The following is a 22,649-nucleotide window of genomic DNA, read 5'->3' as shown; positions in this document are numbered from 1 at the left end:
CCCCTTTGGTGTGGACCAGCTCTTTGGCATGTTTCCACATTGTAAGACGATAAACCATATAGCACAGCTCTGACGGCGAGTCCGTTTAAATTTTGGTTGGCGTTCTGAGGATGGTGACGTGGAGCAACTGGGAGCCGTGCGCCGCGGGCATAGCTGCCCTAGATATCGATCGTCTCGGACACACCGGTCACCCGGCATTACGCGCGGAGCATCGCCCGGCGCGTCGGCATCCTCCAGAAGCGGGGCGATGTAGTGGATCAGAACGATATGATGCAGTGCGATAAAGCCGGAGGACAGGGTCGCAACCACGGCGCCTTATCAGGCCATTTAGTTAGAGACGTCCTCACTATGATGTGGGGCACGCTCGCTTGACGTCACTGAACGATCTTTACCATCACAGAGCGAACTTAGGCCGGGTCTGCGGCTTCCGTGGACACCGAGGCGTCGTTCACCCCCGATCTGTTGCCAGCTGGTCCGATTTAGAACGCGCCAACGTCGCTATTGACAAGCTGAATATCCGCAACACTGCTCCGCGTTAGGCGCCATTTTGCGTTTGGGAGCCGTCATGCCGTTAAGCACGTTGTAGTACCCCCATTCAGTCGTGATCGCCTGTACCAGCCATCACCGTCTTCAGCGGGGATCGAACATGATCCGAAGTTCAGCAACACGTCCAACGTCAGCGCATGCCCGGTGCGCATGTAATGGCGGTAGCCTTGGGTTCCGAAGTCCGGGGGTGCGCGGCGGCGGTAAAACTCCGCCGGTGGTCCACACGTAGCTTGTATAACTCATCGAGCGAAGGCTTGCCTGCCTGCGTCACCGCGATGCGGGGCTTCCCGTCCATGTCGGTAGGAGCATCACGCAGCCACATTCTGCCACTTGGGTCAAGCTCGTCATCACTGTTACTGAACGATATGAGTATCATGTCCAGTGTCCGGCTAAAGAGGTGCGTCTGGCCAATGTAGCTGAACGCATCCAATTTACTGCTCAGAAAAAATCCCGTGAGGCCAACTTGGCAAACGTTCGCAGGCGATGAGAAATTCTAGCTGTTGCCCTGTGATGCCAGCGGCGAGCGCAGCCTTGAAGGTTGCAGGCTGCGGATGGTGCTGGCCGAGCGCGATCACTAGTACCCGTAGGGCTTCGAGCCGAGGGTCAGCTAGGCGCGTAGCCTGTGCGACCCCCAAAAAAGTTTTGCAAAGAATCGCGAGCTTACTATCCGGTTTGCGGAAGGAGTGCCGGTCTTGCCGACCGATATGAACAACTATCAATTCCAAGGCATTGAACGGCTGTATCTCCGTTTTCGCATTCTCCGCGGAGAAAAAGAGGGTGCGGTTGGTCAGCGCTGGTGGGAATCGCCGATCGTGTTGGGCAGAGCTTCTACGCCGAGGCAATGAATTGATGATCAGCAGGGCATTGGCCGTTGCGTGAGACAGATACGGCGTGGATGTCGACGACAGGAGCATGAGGGATGCCAACATGCTAAAGTCCGAACCGATAGGTCAGGCCCAGGCCGAGCGTCTTCTGGTTGCGCGATCCGCGTTCGCGGACGAGGGGAGACTTGGCGGCGTCTCCCGACAATCGATCGAACCCGCCGATCAGGGCCGCGCTGAGCTTGGGGGAGATGGGAACGACGACGACCGCGTTGACGCCGTAGGACTGCAACCCGCCCTTGGTATCGAACCGTGCAAGACCGGTACGTGAGGACTGTCCGGCATCGATGCTGAAATACGTCGCCTCGTAATTGCTATCGACGACCGTCGCGCCCGGGCCGACCGAAAGGATGATCGGCCGATCACCGACGCTCAGGCCGGCAAACGGGGTCGTGTATCGCAGGCCGAATTCGGCGATGACGCCGTCATGGCCGCCGAGCCCTTTGCGCACCTCCGCGTTCGCCGAGAACGGGCCCGACTGATAGCGGATATAGCCACCTGCCTCGATGGTCGCGTCGACGTCGCCCATACCGAGGAGTGCGGTTGACCGCTTGCCCGCGATCATGAACGTGGATTTGCCGTTCTCCCGGCGCTGCTGCTGGAATTTGACGACCGGACCCGCTCTGAAGCTGTCGGTCTTGATCAGATCGAAACCGACGCCATCGAGGACCGAAATGAAGAAGCGGTCCTTGTAACGCACCGCGATATTGGGACCTGCCTGGAACTGATAATCCTTGGATCCGACGAAGTTGGGGCTGTAAAAGCCGCCCACGCCGAGCTGAATCTGCCAATCGTCCCGCGGCTCATCTGGTGTGCCGACGGCACGGATCGCGTCGGGATCAAGCGGCGGACGCTCCTGCGCGGATGAAGCCGTGGCCCCCAGCGTTGCAGCAGCGCAGAGGACGGCGGAACGGCACCAGACGGAGATTTTCATATAAGACCTTATGGCTGCTGCCGAGCGCGCTCAGAGCGGTGTCCGCCGGGCATGGAGGCACGGCCCGCGGTTCGTGACCGAGGTGGAGGCGCGCTGTCGGACGAGTTCGGAGCGGTTGTTTGAAATGCAGATTTCGTCGACCGAAGCCGTGGCGTTCGATTGCCGATCGACGAAATCTTCAGACGGCGACGATCACCGGCTTAATCGAGACGTCTTTGCCGAATACGTCGCTACGCATCGGGTATAGTGCGTGAGTAGATGAGTAGGGATCTGCGATATCGGTGCTTTTTATTGCGCTGGACCACAGGTGCCTCCTTTCCTGACTGAGACGCCGACGATATCGATATTCCCCATCACAAATATATTATCGAGCAATGTCAGGTCATTGACTTTGGTTTAGCCTTGCGTAACACCGAAACGACTCAATCGTGCTCGCGAAAATGTGATTTTGAGTCTGTCGAGGCGCATTGATAGACATTCACAAAATCGATAACGCTATTGCTTGCGTTCGGTATTGGATGTTGACGGCATATGCCGAATAGAGAAATTCTGGGAATGCTGGTTCCATTGAGGTCGGCATTGCTACGATTTCTCGCCTCCCGTGGCGCCGCCGCGGACGAGGCGGAGGATATTCTCCAGGAAGTGTATCTTACTCTTTCGGCTGCAAAGATCGGTCCGGTCACGGAGCCTCGCGCCTATCTGTACCGGACCGCCAACAGTCATTTTCTCGATCATCGTCGCGCGGCGGGACGACGCGTGCGGCGCGAGGGCGACTGGGTCGATGCGCATACCGGCGAGGACCGGGAACTCGACGAACGGCCGTCGGCCGAGACGTCGCTGATCGCCAACCAGCAGGTCGCGATCTTGCAGCACGTGCTGGACGGACTGCCGGAGCGAACCCGGACAATATTCCGACGCTTCCGGGTAGAGGGCGAACCGCAACGGCAGATCGCCGCGGACATCGGCGTCAGTGTCAGCGCGGTCGAGAAGCATCTGACGCGCGCGTACGAAGCGATCGCTGCTGCGAGGCTTCATCTGGATGAGGATCATTCGATGCCGCGGCGTCTCAGGCATGAAAGAGGGCATCATGGAGACTGAGACAGCCCATGGCCACGACGCGCGCGCGATCGAATGGCATGTTCGGCTTCGCGATGGCGACGATCGCGCATGGGAAGCGTTCGCCGACTGGCTTGCCGAGGATCCGCGGCATGCTGCTGCATATGACGCCATCGAACGCATCGATGGCGCGATCGCGCCGTTATTGTCGGAGGTGTCGTTCGCGCCTGCGGAACGAACTGCCGCCAACGATGATGCCGTCATGCCCGCGCCTGACCGCAGGGTACGCGGCTGGCTGATCGCCGGCGGCGCACTGGCCGCGTCGGTCGCCGCGGCGATCGTCGTCGCCCCGCAGTTCGAGTCGGGCCGCTACGAGGTCGCGACCGGCCCTGGCGAGCGCCGGACGATCGCACTGGATGCGACGACTGTGGTGGCGCTCAACGGCTCGACGCGAATGACGTTCGATCGCAAGAATGCGCGGTTCGCTTCGCTCGTCGGGGGCGAGGCCTTGTTCCGGGTTCGCCATGACGATGCCGCGCCGTTTACGCTTCACGTCGGTCGCAACCGGGTGGAAGATGTCGGAACCGTCTTCAACGTCGTGAACGATGCAGGCGGGGTGCGGGTCACGGTGGCCGAAGGCGAGGTCGTGTATAACCCCGGCGACAGGGGAATTTCCCTCCATGCCGGCCAGGGATTGATCGATCCGTCGTCCTCGAAGACGGTGCGCGTGATCGCTACGCCGGTCGCGTCCGTCGGCGGGTGGCAAAAAGGGCAATTGCTGTATGGTGGGGCGCCGCTGTCGAGCGTGGCAGCCGACCTCGCCCGGGCGCTCGGCGTTCGCATCGACATGGCGCCGGCCATCGCGAACCGCCCGTTTTCCGGTGCAGTTCGCCTCGACGGTTCGGGCCCCGGTCAGCTCGAGCGACTGGCGCCGGCTCTGGGCGTCACCGTGCAGCGTGGGTCCGCGGGCTGGATCATGAAACCCGGTGACGGTGCTGCGCGCTAGATGGGCGTCGATGGCGACGGTCGGTACCGGGCTCGTTCTCGCCATGCCGGCCATCGCTCAGGCCGAAAGGTTCGACGTTTCACCGGGACGGCTCGGCGACGTAGCAGCGACGCTCGGCGCACAGGCTGGGATCACGATAACGGTGACCGATCCGGTCATCGCCGCCAGGCGATCGCCGGGCGTCCGGGGTGCGCGTTCGGTGTCCGCCGCGTTGACGGAGGCTATCAAGGGGACTGGTGCCGACTTCGTCTTCTACGATCGCAAGACCGTCCGGATCATGGCGCGGAAAATCATCCCGCCGAAGGAACCCAAACGTCCCGTTCCGGCAAGGACACCGATCGAAACCACTGAAGTGCCTGGCGATATCATCGTTACGGCCAGCAAGCAGGGAACGCTGCTCGACAGTTTCCCGGGTTCGGTGAAGCTCATGGAATTCGATGCCGGCTGGCTGGCGCGCAACGCCGGCAACGGTAGCGCGGCGATCGCCGAACTGCTTCCGACCATGGGCTCCACGAATTTGGGCCCCGGGCGGGACAAGCTGTTTATCCGAGGAATTGCGGACAGCAGTTTCAGCGGCCAGACCCAGGCGACCGTCGGCCAGTATCTCGGGGAAGTACGCCTGAATTACAGTGCGCCCGATCCCGATCTGAACCTGTACGACATGGAACGCGTCGAAATCCTGGTCGGTCCTCAGGGCACGTTGTACGGCGCGAGTGCGCTCGGCGGGATCATGCGTTTCGTCCCCAACGCACCGGCGACCGACCGCATCGCCGCGACCGCTTCCGCCGGCCTGAGTTCGACCCGGTCGGGCGGCGTCGGGGGCGACGGTGCCGCGATGCTCAACATCCCGATCGCGGCGGACCGCATCGCCCTGCGCATCGTCGCATTCGGTGCGCGCGAAGCCGGATATATCGACGATCCGTCTCGCAACCTGCGCGACATCAACACGACGCGAAGCTTTGGGCAGCGCGTGACGCTGCGCATCGCAGATCTTTCTGGCTGGACCGTCGATATCGGTGGCGTCGAGCAGAATATCACCAGCCGCGACGGGCAGTACACGATCCGGGGCGATCCGCCGCTGACCCGCGCGACGGCGATCGCGCAGCCGTTTCGCGATCATTATCATCTCGGCTACGTGACCGCGCGACGTCCGCTTGGACGAGGGGAGATCGTCACGACGGCGTCGGTCGTCGAGCATGATTTCACGACCGTCTTCGATGCGACGGGATATCTCGGCGCAACGTCGCCGCTCAAGTTCGAAGAAACGAACGCGATCCGTGCCTATGCCTACGAGACGCGCGTTTCGGGCGGGGGCCAGCGATCGCCTTGGGTAGTGGGGGTAGCGGGGATCCATAACGTCAGCCGATTGTCACGCTTGATCGGGGCGCCGGATGCGCTCGAGCAGATCGCCGGCGTCCGTAACCGGCAGATGGAATTCGCACTGTTCGGACAGGCGTCGAAGCCCATAACACGAACGCTGACGGCGACGGCGGGCGTACGCGTCACGCTGGCACGAAGCGCGGGCAGCCTGCTCGACAAGTCCAAGAATGGATCAAAGGAGCCCTCCAGTACGGCGCTGCCTGCACTGCCGAGCTTCGCGGTGGATTGGCAGCCGTCCCGGTCGTTCTCGAGCTTCGTGCATTTCCAGAAGGGGTTCAGGGCGGGCGGTCTCGCGGTGGCGCCATCGGGTGGCGCGCTGGATAGCCGGAAATTCGTGGCCGACGATCTGTCGATGACCGAACTCGGCGTGCGGTGGGGGCGCAGGGGGGAGGATCGGTTGAGTATTCGCGCCGCGATCTTCTTCGCCGACTGGAACCACATCCAGGCCGACCTCGTCGATACGTCGGGTTTGCCGTACACCGCCAATGTTGGGGACGGGCGGGTCTATGGGCTGGACGCGGAGATAACGGGGCGGCTGTCGCCCGCGATCACGCTCACTGGCGCGGCGTTCGTCAACAACAGCAAGCTGTACGCGGCCGAGGCCGATTTCGGCACGTCGGAAGAGCAGACTTTGCCCAACGTTCCGAGGAACGGCACGCGCGCGGCCGCTACCTGGCAAAAGACCATCGCCGAGGGGGTGAATTTGAGCGCGGACGTGTCGGTGCGCTACATCGGTCAATCCCGACTTGGTGTCGGCCCTGTCCTGAATATTCCGCAAGGCCGATATGCGGTCGGCGATCTGGGGGGGCGGTTGGGCTTCGACAGGTTCGGCGTGTCGCTCGACATCGACAATATCGGCGACGTCCGCGCGAACAGTTTCGCGTTCGGCAATCCGTTCAGCGTGGCCGAGCGCAACCAGATGACCCCGCTCAGACCGCGTACCATCCGACTGGGTTTCGACGTCCGCTTCTGACGACCGCATGGCCTTGCCCGCGTCAGACGTTCCGTCCAAGCCCGGCCAAAGCGTCTGAAAGGTGGATGACTGTCTCATTCATCAGACCAATGCTGCGTTAATCTTACGAAGGCTAATCTCATACCGCAAGGTTAGCTATTGACAAACGTGTCACTAGAAGGCGCCAAACTACTACCTTTTCATCCCGACCATTGCCAAACCTGAGCGCTTTCGGGCCGTTCAGGGGCGAGCACTAGTCACTGGCGCCGTCTATCCAAGCTGCTCAAGGTTACTGTTCACTCCTGGATCGGGGGCGGGTCCGCATGCCGCGATTGTCGAGGCGTGGGCGACGCTTGCCGGGCATTTCCGCCAGATCGTCGCAAATATCCGAAGCTTGGCAAGGCCAACAATCTGGTCCATCTCGGCACGCTCGGCACCGGCAACCACTTCATCGAGATCTGCCTGGATACCGAACAGGGGGGATGCTTCACCCGGGCTCGCGCGGCGTTGGCAACGCGATCGGCACGTTCTTCATCGAGTTGGCGAATCAGGACATGCGCAGTGGTTCCTTAGCCTGCCCGACGAGGATCTGGCCTATTCTCCCCGAGGGCACCGACCACTTCGACGATTATGTCGATGCGGTCGGCTGGGCGCAGGACTATGCAGGCTCAATCGGCGGATGATGATGACGAACGTGATCCGGGCTGTGCGCTGCGTGATTGCCAAGCCGTCCGATGCGGAACTGGAGGCGGTCAACTGCCACCACAACTATGTCGGGCAGGAGAACCATTTCGGTCAGAACGTGCTGGTGACCCGCAAGGGCGGGGTGTGCGCTGTGACCGGCGTAATGGGGATCATCCCCGGATCGATGGGCGCCAAGTCGTTCATCGTTCGCGGGCTTGGCAACAAGGCGTCGTTCGACAACTGCTCGCATGGCGCCGAGCGAGTGATGAGCCGGACCCAAGCGAAGCGCGAGGTCACAGTAGCGGAGCACGTCGCCGCTACCGGGGGCGTTGCCTGCCGCAAAGATGAGGGCGTGATTAACGAGAGCCCCCGCGCGTACAAGCCGATCGAGGCGGTGATGCCAGCGCAGGCCGATCTCGTCGAGATTGTGCATACGCTCAAGCAGGTGGTGTGCGTCAAAGGCTGACGCACACCACCATCCGAACTAGAAAGAACTATTATGATCGAGATCGACGGCTCCGAGGGCGAGGGCGAGGGTGGGGGGCAGGTGGTTCGCAACGCCTGCGCATTGTCGCTCGTAACCGACACGCCCTTCCGGATCACTAAGGTCCGCGGTGGACGCGAGAAGCCCGGGCTATTGCGCCCGCGCGTCACCGCGATCGAGGCTACATGGACCGTAGGCAATGCAACGTGCGAGGGACTGACCGTAAAATCGTCCTAGATTGTATTCCGTCCCGGCCGTGTAGTCGTGGGGGAATGTAACTTCGCTGTTGGAACGGCGGGATCCACCGGTTCTGTGTTGCAGACGGTGTTGATGCCCCTCGTCCTCGCGGACCGGCTGTGGCGGTTGGTGCTCGAAGGCGGCACCCACAACATGCTTGCGCCGCCGTTGACTTCATTGTCAAAAGCTTCCTGCCGATTGTCAACCGAATGACCCCGACCGTCACTGCACGGCTGTGCGCCCCGGCTTCTATCCGCGGCGGCGGCCGGATCGAAGTGGAAATCACCCCCGCCGCTCCGTGTTATCGAGTGCATCGACGGGGGTGCCCTGGTCGATCGGTCAGCGGTGGCGATGTTTGCGGGGATCCCGCCGGGGATCGACGACCGCGAAATCGCCACCGCTCGCAAGCTGCTCGACTGGCCGGACGAAGCGTTTGCCGTCAAGGAACTTCCGGAGAGCCAGGTACCGGGCAACATTTTACTCCTCGAGGCCGCGTTCGAGCATGTGACCGAGGTAGTCAGCGGCTTTGGCAAGCTAGGCATGCCAACAGAAAGGGTAACGCAGACCGCCGTGAGCCGCATGGCCGGCTACCTCGCGTCGGACGTGTTCGCCGGCCCATATCTAGCCCACCACTGCTCCTACCGTTTGCGTTGGCAGGCGGGGGCACATTCACGACGTAAAGCCGAGCCAGCGCCAGCTATAGGGCCGCAGCAGTTATCGAACGTTTCCTCGACCGCCTATGCGGTTTCATTTAGCTGCCCTCCGAAGCTCATCGTCTGGACGTGCGGTAAGTGCGAACTGCTATGTAATCGATTCCTGTCAGCAACTGTCAATGCGTAGCATTAGGTCGACTGCGGCGGGAGCCTTGGCTACCTGTATCGACATGCTCGCAAGGTCCGATCAGCCCTCCGATCTCAACCCTACCGGGACGGAGCAGAACTCTTCGCGAAAGCGCTGGACGAACCTGCGCTTGTTCGCCTCGAGGCTGCCTTGGCAGCGCTTCCAATCGACACGACCGGAGTGCGGGTCGGGGAGGGGGCGTTGCTTAAGCCGTTGCTTGAGATTACCGGACCAATCGGTGCGATAGCTGCGACCGCAATCGGACCCCGGGCTCTCCCGGTTCGTGCGATCCTGTTCGACAAAACGGCTGAGCGGCACTGGGCGCTTTGCTGGCATCAGGACCGCACAATCGTTGTTAGGGAGCGGATCGACGACCCCGGTTTCGGGCCATGGACGGTTAAGTCCGGGCTTATCCAGGCCGAGCCGCCGTTCAAAACTCTTGAGCGCATGGTGAAAGTGCGCGTGCACCTTGACCCAGTAGACGCGAGTAACGCGCCGTTGCGGATCGTGCCCGGCTCGCACCGGCTCGGACGCTTGCCCGAGGGCGAAGTTTAACGCGTGGCGACGATTTCTGGTGAGCGGCCCTGTTTGGCCGAACGCGGCGACGTCTGGCTCTATGCTAAACCATCGTTCACGCAACGTACCCTGCTGACTCGCACCGCAGCCGCCGCGTGCTTCAGATCTACTATTCCGCTGACGTGGCGCCCTACCCGCTCGCGTGGCGCGGCATATAGCTGCCGGATTGAGCCGCCTTACGCGTCCAAACGGTTTTGTTCGTATGTAGCCAAAACAAGCTGCGAAGCCCAACGGCCGAGCAGGTGTTCTCGTCGGGAGAGGAACTGGAGGTAGACTCTGCCGGGACGAATCGTGATGCTGAAAATCCACTCACAGCTGAACTGGTCAGTTGGGCCGACCTTATTTTGTCATGGAGAGGACGCACCTAAGCAAGCTGCAGCGACGCTTTCGAGAGGCTCTGGCCGGCACGCGCGTCATCTGCCTCGACATACCGGATGATTATGCTTTCCTGCAGCCGGAACTGGTCAGCTTTCTCGAGATCAAGGTGAGCAAGCACCTGCCCGCGACCCTTGCGGCAGCGCCGAACAAGTAAACTCGAGCGCGAAATCGGAATGTGAATTAACGGCAGTTTATGAGAAACTGCGCACCGATCCTGCGTCTACGAGTGGGTGAAAGCGCTCGCGTTCAATCGCGCGCCTTGAGATGGGGCATCGGAAAATGCTCGTAGCGTCCGATCCCGTTTCGCACGATCGGATCCAGCGCGGTGATCGCCTCGATGTCCTGATCGTCCTCGATCCGGTACAGCGAAACGCCATAGCTGCCGTCGGGGTCGATCACCGGGCCGTGCGCCACGATCTGCCCCTTGGCGAGCAGGTCGTCGAGGAACGCGCCGTGCCGCCCCATCCATGTCCTTTCGTCGTCGGTCATCGTCGCAAGGAAATCCGCGCGGGGCGGCAGGTATCTGCACAGATAATATTTCATGGTTGGTGTCCTCCGGACTGTTGAAACTGCTCGGTGTAGCCTGTGCTCAGGAGCTCGCGCTATCCAGTTCTGGCCTGGCCGCCGGTAAGTTCGGGCAGAGTGTCTTCGATCCAGTCGGCCAGCGCCTGTACGAGGAGGGCGGCCTGTTGGCCTTGCTCGGTCAGCGCATAGTCGACGCGGGGCGGTACGACCGGGAAGCTTCGGCGACTGACCAGCCCGTCGCCTTCGAGCTGCTTCAATGTCTGCGAAAGCATGCGTTCGCTGACGCCGGCGACCTTGCGGCGCAGGTCGCTGAACCGAAGCGTCCCCGGTAGCAGCGCGATTAACGCCAGCGTGCCCCAGCTGCTCGTCACGTGTCGCAGGATTACGCGCGAGGGACACCGGGGCGCGAACACGTCGCCGCGTTCCATGCGATCGGCGAGGCGCGTGGACGATACGGTGGTCATTTCCAGAACTAACCTTTTTGTGCGTACTTCTCTTTCGTAAGTTAGGCGCTTACCTCGCCTTCATCAACAGCGAGAAAGTGGAGAACATCATGTACGCGGTAACGGGAGCTTCCGGTCAGCTTGGTCGTCTGGTCATCGACGCCCTTCTCCGGACGGCCAGGCCATCCGACATCGTCGCGCTTGTGCGAAATCCCGCCAAGCTGAGCGACCTTGCCGCGCGTGGCGTCGTCGTGCGGGCATTCGATTATGATGCGCCGGATACGCTCGAGCCCGCGCTCGCCGGGGTCGATCGCCTGCTGCTGATCTCGTCGAGCGACGTCGGTTCGCGCGAGGCGCAGCACGGCGCTGTGATCTCCGCCGCCAAAACGGCGGGTGTCGGCTACATCGCGTACACCAGCATCCTCCATGCCGACGCCAATCCGATGAACCTGGCGATCGAGCACCGCGCGACCGAAGCCGCCATCAAGGCGAGCAGCCTACCGTACGCGATCCTTCGCAACGGCTGGTATACCGAGAATTACGTTATGTCCGCCGGGCCTGCGATCGAGCATGGTGCGCTGGTCGGTAGTGCAGGCGACGGTCGGATCTCCGGCGCGAGCCGCGAGGACTATGCCGACGCAGCAGCGGCGGTGCTGAGCGATGGCTCCGCCGAGACCCGGGTCTTCGAACTCGCCGGGGACGATGCGTTCACGCTTGCCGAGTTCGCTACTGCGATCGGTGAGATCGCGGGACGCCCGGTCACCTACCAGAATCTACCGCAGGACGAGTATCGCCGGATCCTCGAAGGCGCCGGCCTCGCGACACCGATCGCCGACATGCTTGCGGAAAGCGATGCGAAGGCGGCGACCGGCTCGTTGTTCGACGACGGTGGCGTGCTCAGCGCGTTGATCGGTCGCCCGACTACGCCTTGGCGGACGACACTGGCCGATGCGTTGAAGATCAGGCAAGGCTGAGGCTGGCGCTTCAAGCGCGCGCGTTGGGATCGCGTTTGATCGCCACGCGTGCGGGAATGCCGACGACCGTCGTTCCTGCCGCCACATCGCGGATGACGACGCTGCCGGCACCGACGGTCGCATCGTCGCCGATCGTTACGCCGGGCAGGATCAATGCGCCGGCGCCGATCCAGACGTTGCGGCCGATGACAACCGGGCGACCGAACTCCAGCATCTTCGCCCTGATCGCTGGATCTCGGGGGTGATCTGCCGTCAGGATCTGGACACCCGGTCCGATCTGCGTTCCCGCGCCGATCCGGACCGGTACGACGTCCAGGACAATGCACCCGAAATTGAGAAACACGCCGTCTTCGAGGTGGATGTTGTAACCATAATCGCAGTGGAATGGCGATCGCACCGTGACACCGTCGCCTACGTGGTCCAGCGCTTCGCGGAGCATCCCGTGCCGCTCGGACGCAGGCGCAGCGGACGCGGCGTTGTAGCGCGCGAGCCAGACCGAGGCCGCGGCTGCGTCGGCCGTAAGCTCGCGATCGTTCGCGGTGTACAGGTCGCCGCGCAACATCTTCTGCTTCTCGGTCGTCATGCTCAGCTCAGATCGTGCAGGTCTTTGCCGAGCGGGGCGGTGATCCGGAGATCGGAAAACCGGATCTTCAGGCCGCTACGTTCGGGCGTGCAGGCCATCGGGCCGACCTGGTACGACGAGGCGATCGGGAACGGCGCGAGACGGACCAGCGGCCAGGTCTTGCCGTCGGTCGACACCTGAAGCCGCAGCACGCCCTTGGCGACGGTCGCACGCATCCAGAAATCCTGCGCCGGATGCTCGTAAGGCCCGGTTGCCCAATCGGACTTGCCGTCGGTCAACACGCTGCTGAGCATCGCGCGTCCGTCGGACAGTTCGATCCCGGCTTTGACCCAGTGGCGCTCGTCGACCCGCACCATGATCCCGGCTTGGTCGTAGAGCCTTTCATACTGGCCGCGGATGCGGACCTGTGCGGTGAACGCGTCGGGCGCGGTGAAACCGAGGAAGTGGCCGCTGTCGCGTGTGAAGCCGTAATGCGTTTCCCGCCAGAAGTCGGTTCCCTGGTCGGTGACGATCGACAGGTCGCCATTCGGATCGACCGTCCAGCTCTTCGGTTCGTTCAACCATCGCCCGTCATGCCGGCCCAGTATCAGCTTGCTGCTTGCTGCATCGAGCGGCGTTGCTGTCACTACCGGGATCGCCAATGCCGCCGCCCCGCTAAGAACCGCACGTCGCGACATATCGAGGGTCTTCATAAGCAATGCCTTTCGCTACAATTCCCGTATGTGTACATATGTACATAATGCTGGAAAGGCAAAAAGTGACTGTGGAACCTCGTCGGCGGAATGATCCGGAGCGCAGACAGCGGATCGTCGACGCGACGCTGATCGTCATCGAACGCCATGGCGTCGCGGGGACCACGCATCGTCGGATCGCCGAGGCGGCCGCGGTGCCGCTTGGCTCCGTCACCTATTATTTCGTATCGCTCGAGGACCTGCTGACGACCGCGTTCCTGCAACTGGCAACGACCTCGTCCGGCGCGTTCAAGGCGAGACTGGACGCAGCCACCACGCGCGTCGAGGCAATCGAGGGTGTCATCGATATCATTGCCGGGTCGGTCTGGGCGGATCCGCGCACGCTATTGCTGAGCTACGAGCTGTACGCCTACGCGGCACGCCATCCCGAGGTGACGGTGGTCATGCAGCAATGGATGGACAATAGTCGCGCGGCGCTCGGGCGGTTCTTCGATCCGCTCACGGCGCGGGCGCTAGATGCGCTTGTCGAGGGGATCGGCATCCACAATTCGATCGACCCCGCACCGCTCAACCGGGACGCGATCCGTATGATCGTCGAAAGATTGGCTAGTACGCATAAATTTCAAACAACTTTTAGGTGAGTACAGTCAACGCCCATAGTTAAGAGACGCTTATCTTGCGTCGCAAACTGGAAATCTTCGTTTTGGCAATGTATAATCTAAGTAAATATAATGAAACGGCATATGCATTTCTCAACAGGTTCCAGAGGACGTTCGTGTTTCATGGGGCGTTTTCGATCGTCCGATTGCCCAAGCTACCACCGATAACGTCGCCTAAGCTTTAGATTGCGTTATCTGCTGCGGACATGGCACGTACGATCGGCCGATCGTGATGGTTTGATCAAGGGCTTCATCGAATCAAACGCTCCGCGATGTCACCAGCAGATCGCAGGCCGGAAGCATGAGGTTGGCCCGGCTCGGCGATGCCTGGAACTTGAGGTGATCCGCCTGTGGCGGGCCTTAACGGTGAGCAGGGTTAGGGGTGTCGGAACCGCCGGGTCCGCAGGCGGATGCCCATAGCGCCTCGGATACCTTCGACAACGGTATGGCAGGCCTGACGAGTGCGATCGCTATCTTGGTCGAATATTATGTCATCGGCAGCCAGCACGATCTTGCCCGATGCAAGCACGGACTGCGCCAGCGACCGCGGCATCCAGGCGACACCGCGCCCGTTGATCGCCATCGATAGCAGCGCGGCCGGAAGCCTCGTGGCCGTATCGAAGCCGTCCTGAAAGAGATAGGTTCGAAAGCGCAGCTGGTGGTCGACGCCAACAGCAGCTTCGATATCGAGATCTGATCGCCTATGCCACGATGCTGCGCGAATACCCGCTGTCTTGATACGAGGAGATCGGCGATCCGCTAGATTACTCGCTGCAGGCGGCGATCTCGGAATTGCCCAGGTCCGATGGCGACCGGCGAAAACCTGTTCTCGCATCGGGACGCGCGCAACCTGTGGCGGCATGGTGGCATGCGCCCCAATCACGACTGGCGCCAGTTCGACTGTGCGCTGTCCTACGGCTTGGTCGAGTATCTGTGGACGCGGGACGTGCTGAAGCAGTTCGGCGGGTCACCCTCTGCATTCCACACGGCGGGCACCAGATGTCGCTCAACATCGCAGCCGGGCTCGGGCTGGGGGGCAATGAGAGCTATCCCGACCTGTTCCAGCTCTATGGCGGGTTCCCGGACGGCGTGAACGTCATCGACAGGCACATCACCATGCCGGAGCTTCCCGGCATCCGCTTCGAGGGCAAATCCGACCTCATCAAGGTAATGCGCGAACTCGCGGGATGACATGGCATAGCAGGGCGGCATGAGGCTGCCTTGCCGGTGCTACCCGAGACAGAGGACCGACGTGGCATCAACCCGGCGGCGGAGAGGTACGACATGAACCGGCTATCGCAGTTGCGGGGCTGCGGCCTTGCGATCGTGGGCCTGACCGGCACGCATCACGCTGCGGCCCAGGAACTGCCGCCGTCGGCAATCGAGGCGCGGAACACGCAGGTGCCGGCGGCACCGGTCGCGACACCCTATCCCGATGCAGCTGCCGGCGACGGCAACATGCAGCAGGGTTGCAATCCGCTGCGTTGGGCCGAAGACTGGCGCGGCATGCGCGATCCCGCCAAGCGCGACGACGTCTTCGATCGGCTGAAATGGCAAAAACACCGGTTGCCCATCGGGCACGGTTTCGAACGATCTGCTGGTCCAGCAGGCCTTCGTTGATCGCACATGGCAGGTCGGGCAGGTCGACGTCGGTGCTTGCGTCGGTCGGCAGGTCTTCATCGATGGATCGAACCTGCTGCTGGCGAACCGCAACAACAACACGGTGCAGACCAGTCTGACCGGCGTGTGGGCTTATGCGCGTGAATTGACGCTGCGGGCAGACGTGTTCGATCTCTACTACACGACCTTTGGCAACGGCGGCATCGGCGGCGACCCCGTCGACCGGGGTCGCCGGTTCAGCGCGTCACGGCGGGCATTGTCCTTCCAATACATCTGTTCGCAGGTTCGAAGCTACATCTCGATCCGTTCGTCTGGCGTTTGCGCAACCGAGAGGCAACATGGGGAGGCGAGACGGCGCGTAAGAGCTGATCTATGTCGGCGCGCATGTCTGGGGAGGGGTGGGGCCGATCACGATCGACTGGACCGCCACCATCAGGGCGGCAGCTATGGCAGCCGCGATCTCGATGCGTGGCAGGTCCTGCTGGCCGGCACGTATCGCCTCCACAAAGCCAAAACCGAGCCCCGCTTCGGCCTCCACTTCGACTATGCGACGGGGGGAGGCGCCGATGGGCAGGGCAAGCTGAAGACGGCGTTCGCGCCCTACGGCAACAACATCTACTAGAGCTATCAGGGCTATCTCACCCCGACCAACCTCATCGCCATCGCGCCCAGCCTGACCGTCTCGCCTGACAGGACGGCTCGGTTGACAGACGAGTACCAATTCACTTGTCGTTAGACGACGAGCGATGCCGTCTACCGATCGAACGGCACGCCCTTCCCCGGCACGACAGGCACTGTTGGTCAACGGACCGTCGACGTGGCACGGCTAAACGCCACCTAGACTGTCAGTCTTCGTGAATCGTCGACTGGACGCCTAGAACACGTATTCGCGAAACGGGGCTAGGGAGTGCGCGTTACCGGGACTCGTCGTACGTTACTCTCCGGCAAGCTTACGATTTTGGGACGCTTTGCGGCGCACGTCTCGACCCGCTCAAAGCCCATTAACGAATGGCCGAAGTTGGAATGTGGGTTGGCCGACCTGAATTTCCGCAGTGGAGTTTGTTCGCCGAGATCCGTGTCGAGTCGACGGTGGCCATCGCAACTGGCTTTCATTTGCTGCCCCGCCTGTTGATCGCGGTGAGTAGTGGCCGGTCGCGGCCGCTCCGCGATCCTTCCAGTCAGCTACCCGAGCGCTACTGCCTGGTGAATGGGACAGTCGTATCGTGACGGGCGCAACTCGTAGCAAAATCAGCCAAGGGCCAGGATACAACGGTCTGGCTTGTATCTGGTCAACTGCATTGCGTCGTTGAACTGAAATGGGCAGCATACGTGCTCAAGGACCGGGAGATCGGATGTGTCTGTTGCTGTTTTGGATAGCCAACGGCTGAAGCTGGTCGCGCTTGTCCCTGAAAATGCCGTATCCATCTTCGACCGGTTCCGGGGATTTCCTCGGTTCGGTGAAATCCAGGAGGTCGCGGTTCGGGGCCGTACCGCCGCGGAGCGAACGGCACTGGGAGCGCGCATTGATGATGCGGTTTCGGACTCCGGTCGTGCAGTCATGCTGTTGGCGCAAGGAAACGCTTGTGCGGCGGCGGCGTGGTGGGCGCGATTGTCACCAAAGTCATACACGGCAAACGTCTATGCCGCTTTGTTAGTAGCGCCCGAAGAGACGGGCCTCAATCATCGGGGCTTTGCGTCTCCAAAGATGGTTTTGCCCTTCCCTTCGCTAGTTGTTGGCACGGATGACGAGACACAGCGCCTTGGCGGCGAGTGGGGAAGCCGACTGATCGATGGCCCGTTTCTGACCGCGGCAACAGCGCCGACCGGTCGCCTGCGCTTCATCATCGAACGCTTCACGGCTGCTATAGTCGAGCGCGACGTTGTGGCCGCGCATCGCATCATCCAGGCCATGGGAGATAAATAGGTAACGTCCGATCAGATCAGATGCCGGGACGCGCATCGATCCGTGTCGAGCTGATCCCAGTAAGTAAACACTAAGCGCATCTGGTAAAGCGTCACCTCGTCGCGCTGTCGGACGCTGCAGCGTCGAGCTTATCCTGCGTGCATGTCGAAGTTGCGAGCGTCGTAACGGCCGAAACGCGTTGTGCGGGCGAGCGCATGAACGCGGCCGAGCGACCCGCCGTTGGTCAGCACCAACTTCGCATGTGGTAGCGCGGCCACGAGATCGCGTTGTGCCTGGCGGCCGAACAGCACGGCGTTCAACGAACTGAGTGCTGCGGGAACGCCGAGACCAGCTGTGCACCGCGTGTATTCCGCGACGCGTCGATGCTGCGGGTGCGCGTGTCGATCGCGTTGGGGGAAAACTGCGCGCTGTTGACGCTGGTCACGCCGCTGGCGATTAGGATGTTGCGGATCGCGGTGCTGCCATTGGACGCCGTGCCGAGGAACTCGGCCTTCACGATTCGGTCGTCGGCACGAATCTGATACGCGTCGAGCGTGAGGTGCAGGGCACCGGCTTCGTAAGTGATTTCCGCGATGTGTTTGAGCGACTTTTCCGGCTCTAGCGGTTGGGAATTCAGCGCGATCGCCTCGGTGCTATTCACTGGCAGAGACTTCGCAATCGTCGAGACGGGCGTGTCGCCGATCATCGCCGTGGTGTTCTACGTGGTCAAAAATCCGGTCTGTGCGAGCGACGGTGCGCGGAAGCCGGTGTTGACGCCCCCGCGAATGGCGAAGCAGGGTGTAATCTCGTAGCGCGTCGAGACTTTGCCGCGGACCGTATTGCCCGCGCTGTCGTCGTAATGCTCGAACCGGGCTGCGTCGCCGACGTCCGCGCCGTCGGCGACGACGCGCGCCCCTTCGGCGAGCGCGGTCCCGCTATAGGTCGACCAGATTGACCGGGCATCGATCAAGCCAGTATCGAACGCTGTCTTGGCATCGCCCGGTGCGGGGAAATCAGGCGCACATCGCTGGGTTTGGGGTCCTTCGCATCAAGCGTACCCAGAAGGAGGTAGTGGCCGACCGAGCCGCGGGTCGTCGCGACCCGCTTGCCGCGCAGTCCGCCGGCATCGGCGATCCGCGACCGCGCCGGCACCAGGATCGCGAGGCTGTCCCGCGGCCGCGAGGTAGCGGATTGCACGGCCACCGTCTTGATCGGGCTGCCACTCTGGTAAGCGAACTGGAACGGTGCGTCGCCGACCATCCCGACATCCACCGCGCCCGCGCCGATCGCCTCCGGCAAATTCTGCACGGTGGGGAGTTCGGACCATTCGACGCGGTAGGGGGCGCCGTCGAGCGCACCCGAGGCGAGCATGAGCGGCTTGGTGCCGCCGCGCTGGCTGCCGACGTGCAATACATCGCCGCTCGCGGTGCCGCGTCCCAGCCACGGGTACAGACCTGCCGCTAGCACGGCCGCGAGCAGTAACGGCCACCATCGCTTCAGGCCTTCCTTGGGCGGGGGTGGCGCCGAAGCCACCCTTTCGTCGTCCGTCCAGTCCGGCATCAGCCTACCGCCCGTTGCGGTTCGACGAGGACGCGTTCGGCATCGCGCGCGGCAATCAGTTCGTGGACGACCGGCAGCAGGTCGCGGCCATAGTCGATCGCGTCCTGCAACGGCTCGAAGCCGCGGATCAGGAAATGATCGATGCCGAGGTCGTAATAATCCAGCATCGCGTCGGCGACCTGTTCCGGCGTGCCGACCAGCCCGGTCGAATTACCCTGCGCGCCGCCCAGAGCTGCCACGCCCGTCCAGAGGCGTTTGTCGACGCGGTAGCCTTGGTTGGCGGTATCGAGGAGCCGCTGCGAACCGGCGTTCGGTGGGGCGTGGCCGCTGGTCGCTGCACCGGCCGAGACGCGCAGATCGCGGACCTTTTCGACGATCTGGTCGGCCTTCTTCCACGCGGCCTCTTCGGTGTCGGCGATCACCGGGCGCAAGGACAGCGAGAAGCCAGGGCTTCGGCCATAGCGCGCAGCGGCGTGGCGGATCGTGCCGACCGCCTCGCGGACCTGCGCCTGCGTCTCGCCCCACAGTGCGTAGACATCGGCATGGCGCCCGGCGACATCGATCGCGGCCAGCGACGATCCGCCGAAGAACACGGGTAGATTGGTCGGCTTGATCTGGCTGAACGCCTGGCGGACGTTGTAGAAACGCCCGTCGTGATCGAACGGCGTGGCCGACGACCATTCCTGCTTCAGGATCTCCAGATACTCGTCGGTGCGTGCGTAGCGATCGTCCTTCACCGAATGATCGCCGTCGCGCGCCATTTCGCTGTCCGCGCCACCGGTGATGATGTGGACCGCGACGCGTCCGCCCGAGAGGTGGTCGAGCGTCGCCAATTGCCGTGCGGCGAGCGTCGGCTGGGTAAAGCCGGGGCGGTGCGCGATCAGGAAACCGAGCTTGGTCGTGATCGCGGCGGCGTGCGCGGCGACGATCTGGCTTTCAGGGCTGTCGGAACCGAACGGGATCAGCACACGGTCGAAGCCGCCCTTTTCCTGCGCGATCGCGGCGGCCTCGACATAGGCCTTGTCGAGCCCGCGCGCCTTGCCGACGCCGTGGATTTCGGACGCGTCGTTGAAACCGATATAGCCGATGAACTTGACGGGCATGACGTGTCTCCTGTGATATTCGAGGAAATTAGATGACGTAGAAGCCGTGCGTGCCGTCGCGCGCGAGCTGTTCGACCAGGCCGTATTCCCAGTCGAGATAGGCCTGCATCGCGGCGGCGGCGTTGTCGGTGCCTTCGTAGGGGCGCTTGTACCGGTGCGCGGGGTCGCCCGGCGGGATGGTCTTGCCGGGACCGGTTTCGAGGTCGCCCCCAGTGCTATTGGCGAACCCGCCATCGAGCACGAACACCTTCCAGCCAAGTTGCGCGAGCCAGGACGCGGTCATGTCGGCTCGCGGCCCGATGTCGTCGGCGAGAACGATCCGCGCGCCGCGGACGGGCGCGGCGATGTCGGTTTCCTGCACCAGCTGTCCGCCGGGATAGGAGCGGAAGCCGCCGATGTGACCGGCAGCGTATTCGTCGGGGCGGCGCACGTCGAAGCGGTAGAGCGTGCGGCTGGTGTCGCGTTCGAGCACCGCAAGCTCGGCGGGCGTCAGGCGTTTTACACCCGCGCGGTAGGCGACGGCGCGGGCCATGGCGGCGGTCTCGTCGCTCTTTCGTACGTCCGGCGCAGGGCGATTGCTGCCGTGCGCGAGCGACTGGCCGGCGAGCGTCCAGCCGATCGTACCGTTGCGCAGCGCGACGACGCGGTTGGGGATGCCGGCGTTGATCAGCGACTGCGTGCCGATGATGCTGCGCGTGCGGCCGGCGCAGTTGACGATGATTGTCGTGTCGGGATCGGGCACCGCCTCGGCGACGCGCAACACGAGTTCGGCACCTGGCACGCTCGTCGAGCCGGGGATGTTCATCGTCGCATATTCCTCGAACCGGCGCGCATCGAGGATCGCGATGTCGGCCTTTTCTTCGATCAGCGCGGCGACGTCCTCGGCGGCCAACCACGGCGTGTGACGACGCGCCTCGACCAGTTCGCCGAACGCCTTCGAGTAGGAGTTCACGTCCTCGAACACTTCGAAACCTGCCGCGCGCCAGCTTGCGAGACCGCCTTCGAGGGTGGTGATTTGGGTGTAGCCGAGGGCGGTCAGCGCCTCGGCGGCGGCGGGAACATGGCCTTCGCCGTCATCGTACAGGACGATCGGTACGTCCCTGCGCGGGAGGCGGATCGTCGCTTCCAGATCAATCCGGTCGAAGGCGAGATTGGCGGCGAACAGCGGGTGTCCGGTGGCGAACGCGGCTTCGTAACGGACATCGAGCAGCGCGATTTCGTGCCCGAGCAGCAGCGCGGTGCGGATCTCGGTGGGGGTGGTCATGCGGTGGCTCGCGAACGGTCCCAGAGGTTCGGCAGCACGGCGTTGGCATAACCCGACACGAACCGCTTCGGAGTGCCCGCCGCATCATAGGTGGCGCGTTCGACCGCGCCGATATTGCTGCCGTAGAGGTGGATGCTGATCGACACGCGGTCGTCGAACGCGTTCGATACGCGGTGGATGTCGCCGACCGAGGGTGAGACGGCCTCGACTTCGCCGGCTTCGAGACGCTCGATCGCGCCGACTGCGTGCAACCCACCGTCCGGGTAGCGCGCGAACCGTTCGGAGAGTTCGGCGCCGCGCAGCACGCCGACCAGGCCCCAGACGCGGTGGTCGTGGATCGGCGTGGCCTGTCCCGGCCCCCAGACGAAGCTGACGACGGAAAAACGTTCGCGGCTGTCGCAGTGGAGGAGGTATTGCGAGTAACGATCCGGGTTTGGGGCGGCGTAGGCGTCGGGCAGCCAGTCGTCCTGCGCGACCAGCCTGCCCAGCGCCGTGCTGCCTTCCTCGAGCAGCGAGCGTTCGTCCCGGGTGCGGTCGAGCAGCGTGCCGATTCCGGTGACGAAATCGCGCAAGCGGTCGAGGCGTGGGCGGTCTTGTACGAGGCTCGCCATCATTCGGCCTTCACGAAGGGCAGGGGCTCGTCCCGTTCGACGCCGAGCGATCCCAGCAACCGCTCGCGCAACGCCGTCGCGATTCCCGTTCGCTGTCCACGCGGGACCGAAATGCGCTCCTCGACGACGATCCGCCCGGCATCGAGTACCAGTACCCGGTCGGCCAGCGCGATCGCCTCGTCGACGTCGTGCGTCACCAGCAGCACGGCAGGCTTGTGCGCGCGCCACAGTGCCATCACGAGACCGTGCATCTTGACGCGGGTCAGTGCGTCGAGTGCTGCAAACGGCTCGTCGAGCAGCAGCAGTTTTGGCTCGCGGACCAGCGCGCGGGCGAGCGCCACACGCTGCGCCTCGCCGCCGGACAGCGTCAGCGGCCAGACGTCGAGCCGGTGGCCGAGACCGACTTCACGTAGCGCCGCCTCTGCGCGGTCGCGTACGTCCGCGCCCTTCAGTCCGAGCCCGACATTGCGCCACACGCGCTTCCACGGCAGCAACCGCGCATCCTGGAACACGACGGCGCGAGAGGTCGGGATCGTCACGTCCTGCGCATCGGCGGTATCGAGTCCCGCGAGAGTCCGCAGCAACGTGGTCTTGCCGGAGCCCGAGCGGCCGAGCAGCGCGACGAACTCGCCTTGGGCTATCTCGAGATGGAGATTGTCGAGGATGGTGTTGGTGCCGAAGCTGCGCGAGAACCGCGTGAGCTTTACGACGGGTCGGACTGGCTGCGGCATCGGGATGATGTGCGAGATGGTCATGGT

At 63.0% G+C, this 22,649-nt stretch carries 28 protein-coding genes and 2 pseudogenes; 16 read left to right on the top strand and 14 right to left on the bottom strand.

Features of this window, described 5'->3' with window-relative positions; genetic code table 11:
- Positions 1-977: 977 nt before the first annotated feature.
- Positions 978-1,475 (bottom strand): hypothetical protein, encoded by a 498-nt coding sequence (locus O6X71_RS05015; protein ID WP_353464745.1) that lies wholly within the window; start codon positions 1,473-1,475, stop codon positions 978-980.
- 1 nt (position 1,476) lies between these two features.
- Positions 1,477-2,361, bottom strand: coding sequence for a MipA/OmpV family protein (locus O6X71_RS05010; RefSeq protein WP_353464744.1), 885 nt, complete (start codon positions 2,359-2,361; stop codon positions 1,477-1,479).
- A 579-nt stretch (positions 2,362-2,940) separates the two neighbouring features.
- Between O6X71_RS05010 and O6X71_RS05005 the strand changes: the two genes are divergently transcribed.
- The 10 genes and pseudogenes from O6X71_RS05005 (at position 2,941) to O6X71_RS04965 (ending at position 10,108) form a co-directional block, all read left to right on the top strand.
- The gene (locus O6X71_RS05005) at positions 2,941-3,459 is read left to right on the top strand and encodes an RNA polymerase sigma factor (protein WP_353464743.1); all 519 of its coding nucleotides are present in this window, start codon (positions 2,941-2,943) and stop codon (positions 3,457-3,459) included.
- A complete protein-coding gene (locus O6X71_RS05000) occupies positions 3,449-4,423 on the top strand; it encodes a FecR family protein (protein WP_353464742.1) in 975 nt (324 codons plus the stop codon). The genes O6X71_RS05005 and O6X71_RS05000 overlap by 11 nt, the downstream gene beginning before the upstream one ends.
- 10 nt (positions 4,424-4,433) lie before the next feature.
- Positions 4,434-6,776: a TonB-dependent receptor gene (locus tag O6X71_RS04995; protein ID WP_353464741.1), complete on the top strand. Its 2,343-nt coding sequence runs from the start codon at positions 4,434-4,436 to the stop codon at positions 6,774-6,776.
- Positions 6,777-7,097: 321 nt separating this feature from the next.
- Positions 7,098-7,328, top strand: coding sequence for a hypothetical protein (locus O6X71_RS20935; RefSeq protein ID WP_435368444.1), 231 nt, complete (start codon positions 7,098-7,100; stop codon positions 7,326-7,328).
- Positions 7,238-7,905, top strand: a pseudogene (locus O6X71_RS04990) (RtcB family protein). The gene O6X71_RS20935 and the pseudogene O6X71_RS04990 overlap by 91 nt, the downstream one beginning before the upstream one ends.
- Positions 7,906-7,938: 33 nt before the next feature.
- Positions 7,939-8,373: pseudogene (locus O6X71_RS04985) on the top strand (RNA 3'-terminal phosphate cyclase).
- Between the two features lie 138 nt (positions 8,374-8,511).
- The gene (locus O6X71_RS04980; protein WP_353465070.1) at positions 8,512-9,000 is read left to right on the top strand and encodes a hypothetical protein; all 489 of its coding nucleotides are present in this window, start codon (positions 8,512-8,514) and stop codon (positions 8,998-9,000) included.
- Positions 9,001-9,180: 180 nt separating this feature from the next.
- Positions 9,181-9,555, top strand: a complete 375-nt coding sequence (locus O6X71_RS04975; protein ID WP_353465069.1) for a phytanoyl-CoA dioxygenase family protein — start codon at positions 9,181-9,183, stop codon at positions 9,553-9,555.
- A gap of 263 nt (positions 9,556-9,818) precedes the next feature.
- A complete protein-coding gene (locus tag O6X71_RS04970; RefSeq protein WP_353464740.1) occupies positions 9,819-9,944 on the top strand; it encodes a hypothetical protein in 126 nt (41 codons plus the stop codon).
- On the top strand, positions 9,926-10,108 hold the full coding sequence (locus O6X71_RS04965; RefSeq protein WP_353464738.1) for a hypothetical protein: 183 nt from the start codon (positions 9,926-9,928) through the stop codon (positions 10,106-10,108). The genes O6X71_RS04970 and O6X71_RS04965 overlap by 19 nt, the downstream gene beginning before the upstream one ends.
- Before the next feature lie 92 nt (positions 10,109-10,200).
- On the opposite strand, the gene O6X71_RS04960 is transcribed toward O6X71_RS04965, so the two are convergent.
- Positions 10,201-10,497, bottom strand: a complete 297-nt coding sequence (locus O6X71_RS04960) for a YciI family protein (protein ID WP_353464737.1) — start codon at positions 10,495-10,497, stop codon at positions 10,201-10,203.
- A gap of 59 nt (positions 10,498-10,556) precedes the next feature.
- The gene (locus O6X71_RS04955) at positions 10,557-10,943 is read right to left on the bottom strand and encodes a winged helix-turn-helix transcriptional regulator (protein ID WP_353464736.1); all 387 of its coding nucleotides are present in this window, start codon (positions 10,941-10,943) and stop codon (positions 10,557-10,559) included.
- Positions 10,944-11,032: 89 nt separating this feature from the next.
- Here O6X71_RS04955 and O6X71_RS04950 point away from each other — a divergent pair, with 89 nt between their 5' ends.
- Positions 11,033-11,896: an SDR family oxidoreductase gene (locus O6X71_RS04950; RefSeq protein WP_353464734.1), complete on the top strand. Its 864-nt coding sequence runs from the start codon at positions 11,033-11,035 to the stop codon at positions 11,894-11,896.
- Between the two features lie 10 nt (positions 11,897-11,906).
- Here the strand turns inward: O6X71_RS04950 and O6X71_RS04945 are convergent, their stop codons facing one another.
- Both O6X71_RS04945 and O6X71_RS04940 read right to left on the bottom strand, forming a co-directional pair.
- The gene (locus tag O6X71_RS04945; RefSeq protein WP_353464733.1) at positions 11,907-12,479 is read right to left on the bottom strand and encodes a sugar O-acetyltransferase; all 573 of its coding nucleotides are present in this window, start codon (positions 12,477-12,479) and stop codon (positions 11,907-11,909) included.
- A gap of 2 nt (positions 12,480-12,481) precedes the next feature.
- A complete protein-coding gene (locus O6X71_RS04940; RefSeq protein WP_353464732.1) occupies positions 12,482-13,171 on the bottom strand; it encodes a DUF1349 domain-containing protein in 690 nt (229 codons plus the stop codon).
- Between the two features lie 65 nt (positions 13,172-13,236).
- Between O6X71_RS04940 and O6X71_RS04935 the strand changes: the two genes are divergently transcribed.
- From O6X71_RS04935 to O6X71_RS04915, 5 genes are all read left to right on the top strand, one after another.
- Positions 13,237-13,812, top strand: coding sequence for a TetR/AcrR family transcriptional regulator (locus tag O6X71_RS04935; RefSeq protein WP_353464731.1), 576 nt, complete (start codon positions 13,237-13,239; stop codon positions 13,810-13,812).
- A gap of 1,017 nt (positions 13,813-14,829) precedes the next feature.
- Complete coding sequence (locus tag O6X71_RS04930; protein ID WP_353464730.1) at positions 14,830-15,021, top strand: hypothetical protein; 192 nt, start codon at positions 14,830-14,832, stop codon at positions 15,019-15,021.
- A 93-nt stretch (positions 15,022-15,114) separates the two neighbouring features.
- The gene (locus tag O6X71_RS04925; protein WP_353464729.1) at positions 15,115-15,450 is read left to right on the top strand and encodes a hypothetical protein; all 336 of its coding nucleotides are present in this window, start codon (positions 15,115-15,117) and stop codon (positions 15,448-15,450) included.
- Positions 15,425-16,072: an alginate export family protein gene (locus O6X71_RS04920; RefSeq protein ID WP_353465068.1), complete on the top strand. Its 648-nt coding sequence runs from the start codon at positions 15,425-15,427 to the stop codon at positions 16,070-16,072. Before O6X71_RS04925 ends, O6X71_RS04920 begins: the two co-directional genes overlap by 26 nt.
- A gap of 732 nt (positions 16,073-16,804) precedes the next feature.
- Positions 16,805-17,374: a hypothetical protein gene (locus O6X71_RS04915; RefSeq protein WP_353464728.1), complete on the top strand. Its 570-nt coding sequence runs from the start codon at positions 16,805-16,807 to the stop codon at positions 17,372-17,374.
- A 128-nt stretch (positions 17,375-17,502) separates the two neighbouring features.
- On the opposite strand, the gene O6X71_RS04910 is transcribed toward O6X71_RS04915, so the two are convergent.
- From O6X71_RS04910 to O6X71_RS04875, 8 genes are read right to left on the bottom strand one after another with little or no spacing between them, the layout of a single operon-like run.
- The gene (locus O6X71_RS04910; protein WP_353464727.1) at positions 17,503-17,673 is read right to left on the bottom strand and encodes a hypothetical protein; all 171 of its coding nucleotides are present in this window, start codon (positions 17,671-17,673) and stop codon (positions 17,503-17,505) included.
- Positions 17,670-18,059: a hypothetical protein gene (locus O6X71_RS04905; protein WP_353464726.1), complete on the bottom strand. Its 390-nt coding sequence runs from the start codon at positions 18,057-18,059 to the stop codon at positions 17,670-17,672. Before O6X71_RS04905 ends, O6X71_RS04910 begins: the two co-directional genes overlap by 4 nt.
- Before the next feature lie 12 nt (positions 18,060-18,071).
- A complete protein-coding gene (locus O6X71_RS04900; RefSeq protein WP_353464725.1) occupies positions 18,072-18,323 on the bottom strand; it encodes a hypothetical protein in 252 nt (83 codons plus the stop codon).
- Positions 18,320-18,913: an ABC transporter substrate-binding protein gene (locus O6X71_RS04895; RefSeq protein ID WP_353464724.1), complete on the bottom strand. Its 594-nt coding sequence runs from the start codon at positions 18,911-18,913 to the stop codon at positions 18,320-18,322. Before O6X71_RS04895 ends, O6X71_RS04900 begins: the two co-directional genes overlap by 4 nt.
- A complete protein-coding gene (locus O6X71_RS04890) occupies positions 18,913-20,016 on the bottom strand; it encodes an LLM class flavin-dependent oxidoreductase (protein WP_353464723.1) in 1,104 nt (367 codons plus the stop codon). The genes O6X71_RS04895 and O6X71_RS04890 overlap by 1 nt, the downstream gene beginning before the upstream one ends.
- A 28-nt stretch (positions 20,017-20,044) precedes the next feature.
- Positions 20,045-21,280: a rhodanese-like domain-containing protein gene (locus O6X71_RS04885; RefSeq protein ID WP_353464722.1), complete on the bottom strand. Its 1,236-nt coding sequence runs from the start codon at positions 21,278-21,280 to the stop codon at positions 20,045-20,047.
- On the bottom strand, positions 21,277-21,891 hold the full coding sequence (locus O6X71_RS04880) for a cysteine dioxygenase (RefSeq protein ID WP_353464721.1): 615 nt from the start codon (positions 21,889-21,891) through the stop codon (positions 21,277-21,279). Before O6X71_RS04880 ends, O6X71_RS04885 begins: the two co-directional genes overlap by 4 nt.
- A complete protein-coding gene (locus O6X71_RS04875; RefSeq protein ID WP_353464720.1) occupies positions 21,891-22,646 on the bottom strand; it encodes an ABC transporter ATP-binding protein in 756 nt (251 codons plus the stop codon). Before O6X71_RS04875 ends, O6X71_RS04880 begins: the two co-directional genes overlap by 1 nt.
- Positions 22,647-22,649 lie beyond the last annotated feature (3 nt).

This window comes from Sphingomonas faeni (assembly GCF_040407505.1).
Lineage (GTDB): Bacteria > Pseudomonadota > Alphaproteobacteria > Sphingomonadales > Sphingomonadaceae > Sphingomonas > Sphingomonas faeni_E.
This window is presented reverse-complemented; position numbering and strand designations above follow the sequence as displayed.

Coding starts and splice junctions, on each gene's coding strand:
- O6X71_RS05015 (WP_353464745.1), bottom strand. CDS start 1,475: ATGTTGGCATCCCTCATGCTCCTGTCGTCGACATCCACGCCGTATCTG.
- O6X71_RS05010 (WP_353464744.1), bottom strand. CDS start 2,361: ATGAAAATCTCCGTCTGGTGCCGTTCCGCCGTCCTCTGCGCTGCTGCA.
- O6X71_RS05000 (WP_353464742.1), top strand. CDS start 3,449: ATGGAGACTGAGACAGCCCATGGCCACGACGCGCGCGCGATCGAATGG.
- O6X71_RS04995 (WP_353464741.1), top strand. CDS start 4,434: ATGGCGACGGTCGGTACCGGGCTCGTTCTCGCCATGCCGGCCATCGCT.
- O6X71_RS04980 (WP_353465070.1), top strand. CDS start 8,512: ATGTTTGCGGGGATCCCGCCGGGGATCGACGACCGCGAAATCGCCACC.
- O6X71_RS04965 (WP_353464738.1), top strand. CDS start 9,926: ATGGAGAGGACGCACCTAAGCAAGCTGCAGCGACGCTTTCGAGAGGCT.
- O6X71_RS04960 (WP_353464737.1), bottom strand. CDS start 10,497: ATGAAATATTATCTGTGCAGATACCTGCCGCCCCGCGCGGATTTCCTT.
- O6X71_RS04955 (WP_353464736.1), bottom strand. CDS start 10,943: ATGACCACCGTATCGTCCACGCGCCTCGCCGATCGCATGGAACGCGGC.
- O6X71_RS04950 (WP_353464734.1), top strand. CDS start 11,033: ATGTACGCGGTAACGGGAGCTTCCGGTCAGCTTGGTCGTCTGGTCATC.
- O6X71_RS04945 (WP_353464733.1), bottom strand. CDS start 12,479: ATGACGACCGAGAAGCAGAAGATGTTGCGCGGCGACCTGTACACCGCG.
- O6X71_RS04940 (WP_353464732.1), bottom strand. CDS start 13,171: ATGAAGACCCTCGATATGTCGCGACGTGCGGTTCTTAGCGGGGCGGCG.
- O6X71_RS04930 (WP_353464730.1), top strand. CDS start 14,830: ATGTCGCTCAACATCGCAGCCGGGCTCGGGCTGGGGGGCAATGAGAGC.
- O6X71_RS04925 (WP_353464729.1), top strand. CDS start 15,115: ATGAACCGGCTATCGCAGTTGCGGGGCTGCGGCCTTGCGATCGTGGGC.
- O6X71_RS04905 (WP_353464726.1), bottom strand. CDS start 18,059: ATGATCGGCGACACGCCCGTCTCGACGATTGCGAAGTCTCTGCCAGTG.
- O6X71_RS04895 (WP_353464724.1), bottom strand. CDS start 18,913: ATGCCGGACTGGACGGACGACGAAAGGGTGGCTTCGGCGCCACCCCCG.
- O6X71_RS04890 (WP_353464723.1), bottom strand. CDS start 20,016: ATGCCCGTCAAGTTCATCGGCTATATCGGTTTCAACGACGCGTCCGAA.
- O6X71_RS04885 (WP_353464722.1), bottom strand. CDS start 21,280: ATGACCACCCCCACCGAGATCCGCACCGCGCTGCTGCTCGGGCACGAA.
- O6X71_RS04880 (WP_353464721.1), bottom strand. CDS start 21,891: ATGGCGAGCCTCGTACAAGACCGCCCACGCCTCGACCGCTTGCGCGAT.
- O6X71_RS04875 (WP_353464720.1), bottom strand. CDS start 22,646: ATGACCATCTCGCACATCATCCCGATGCCGCAGCCAGTCCGACCCGTC.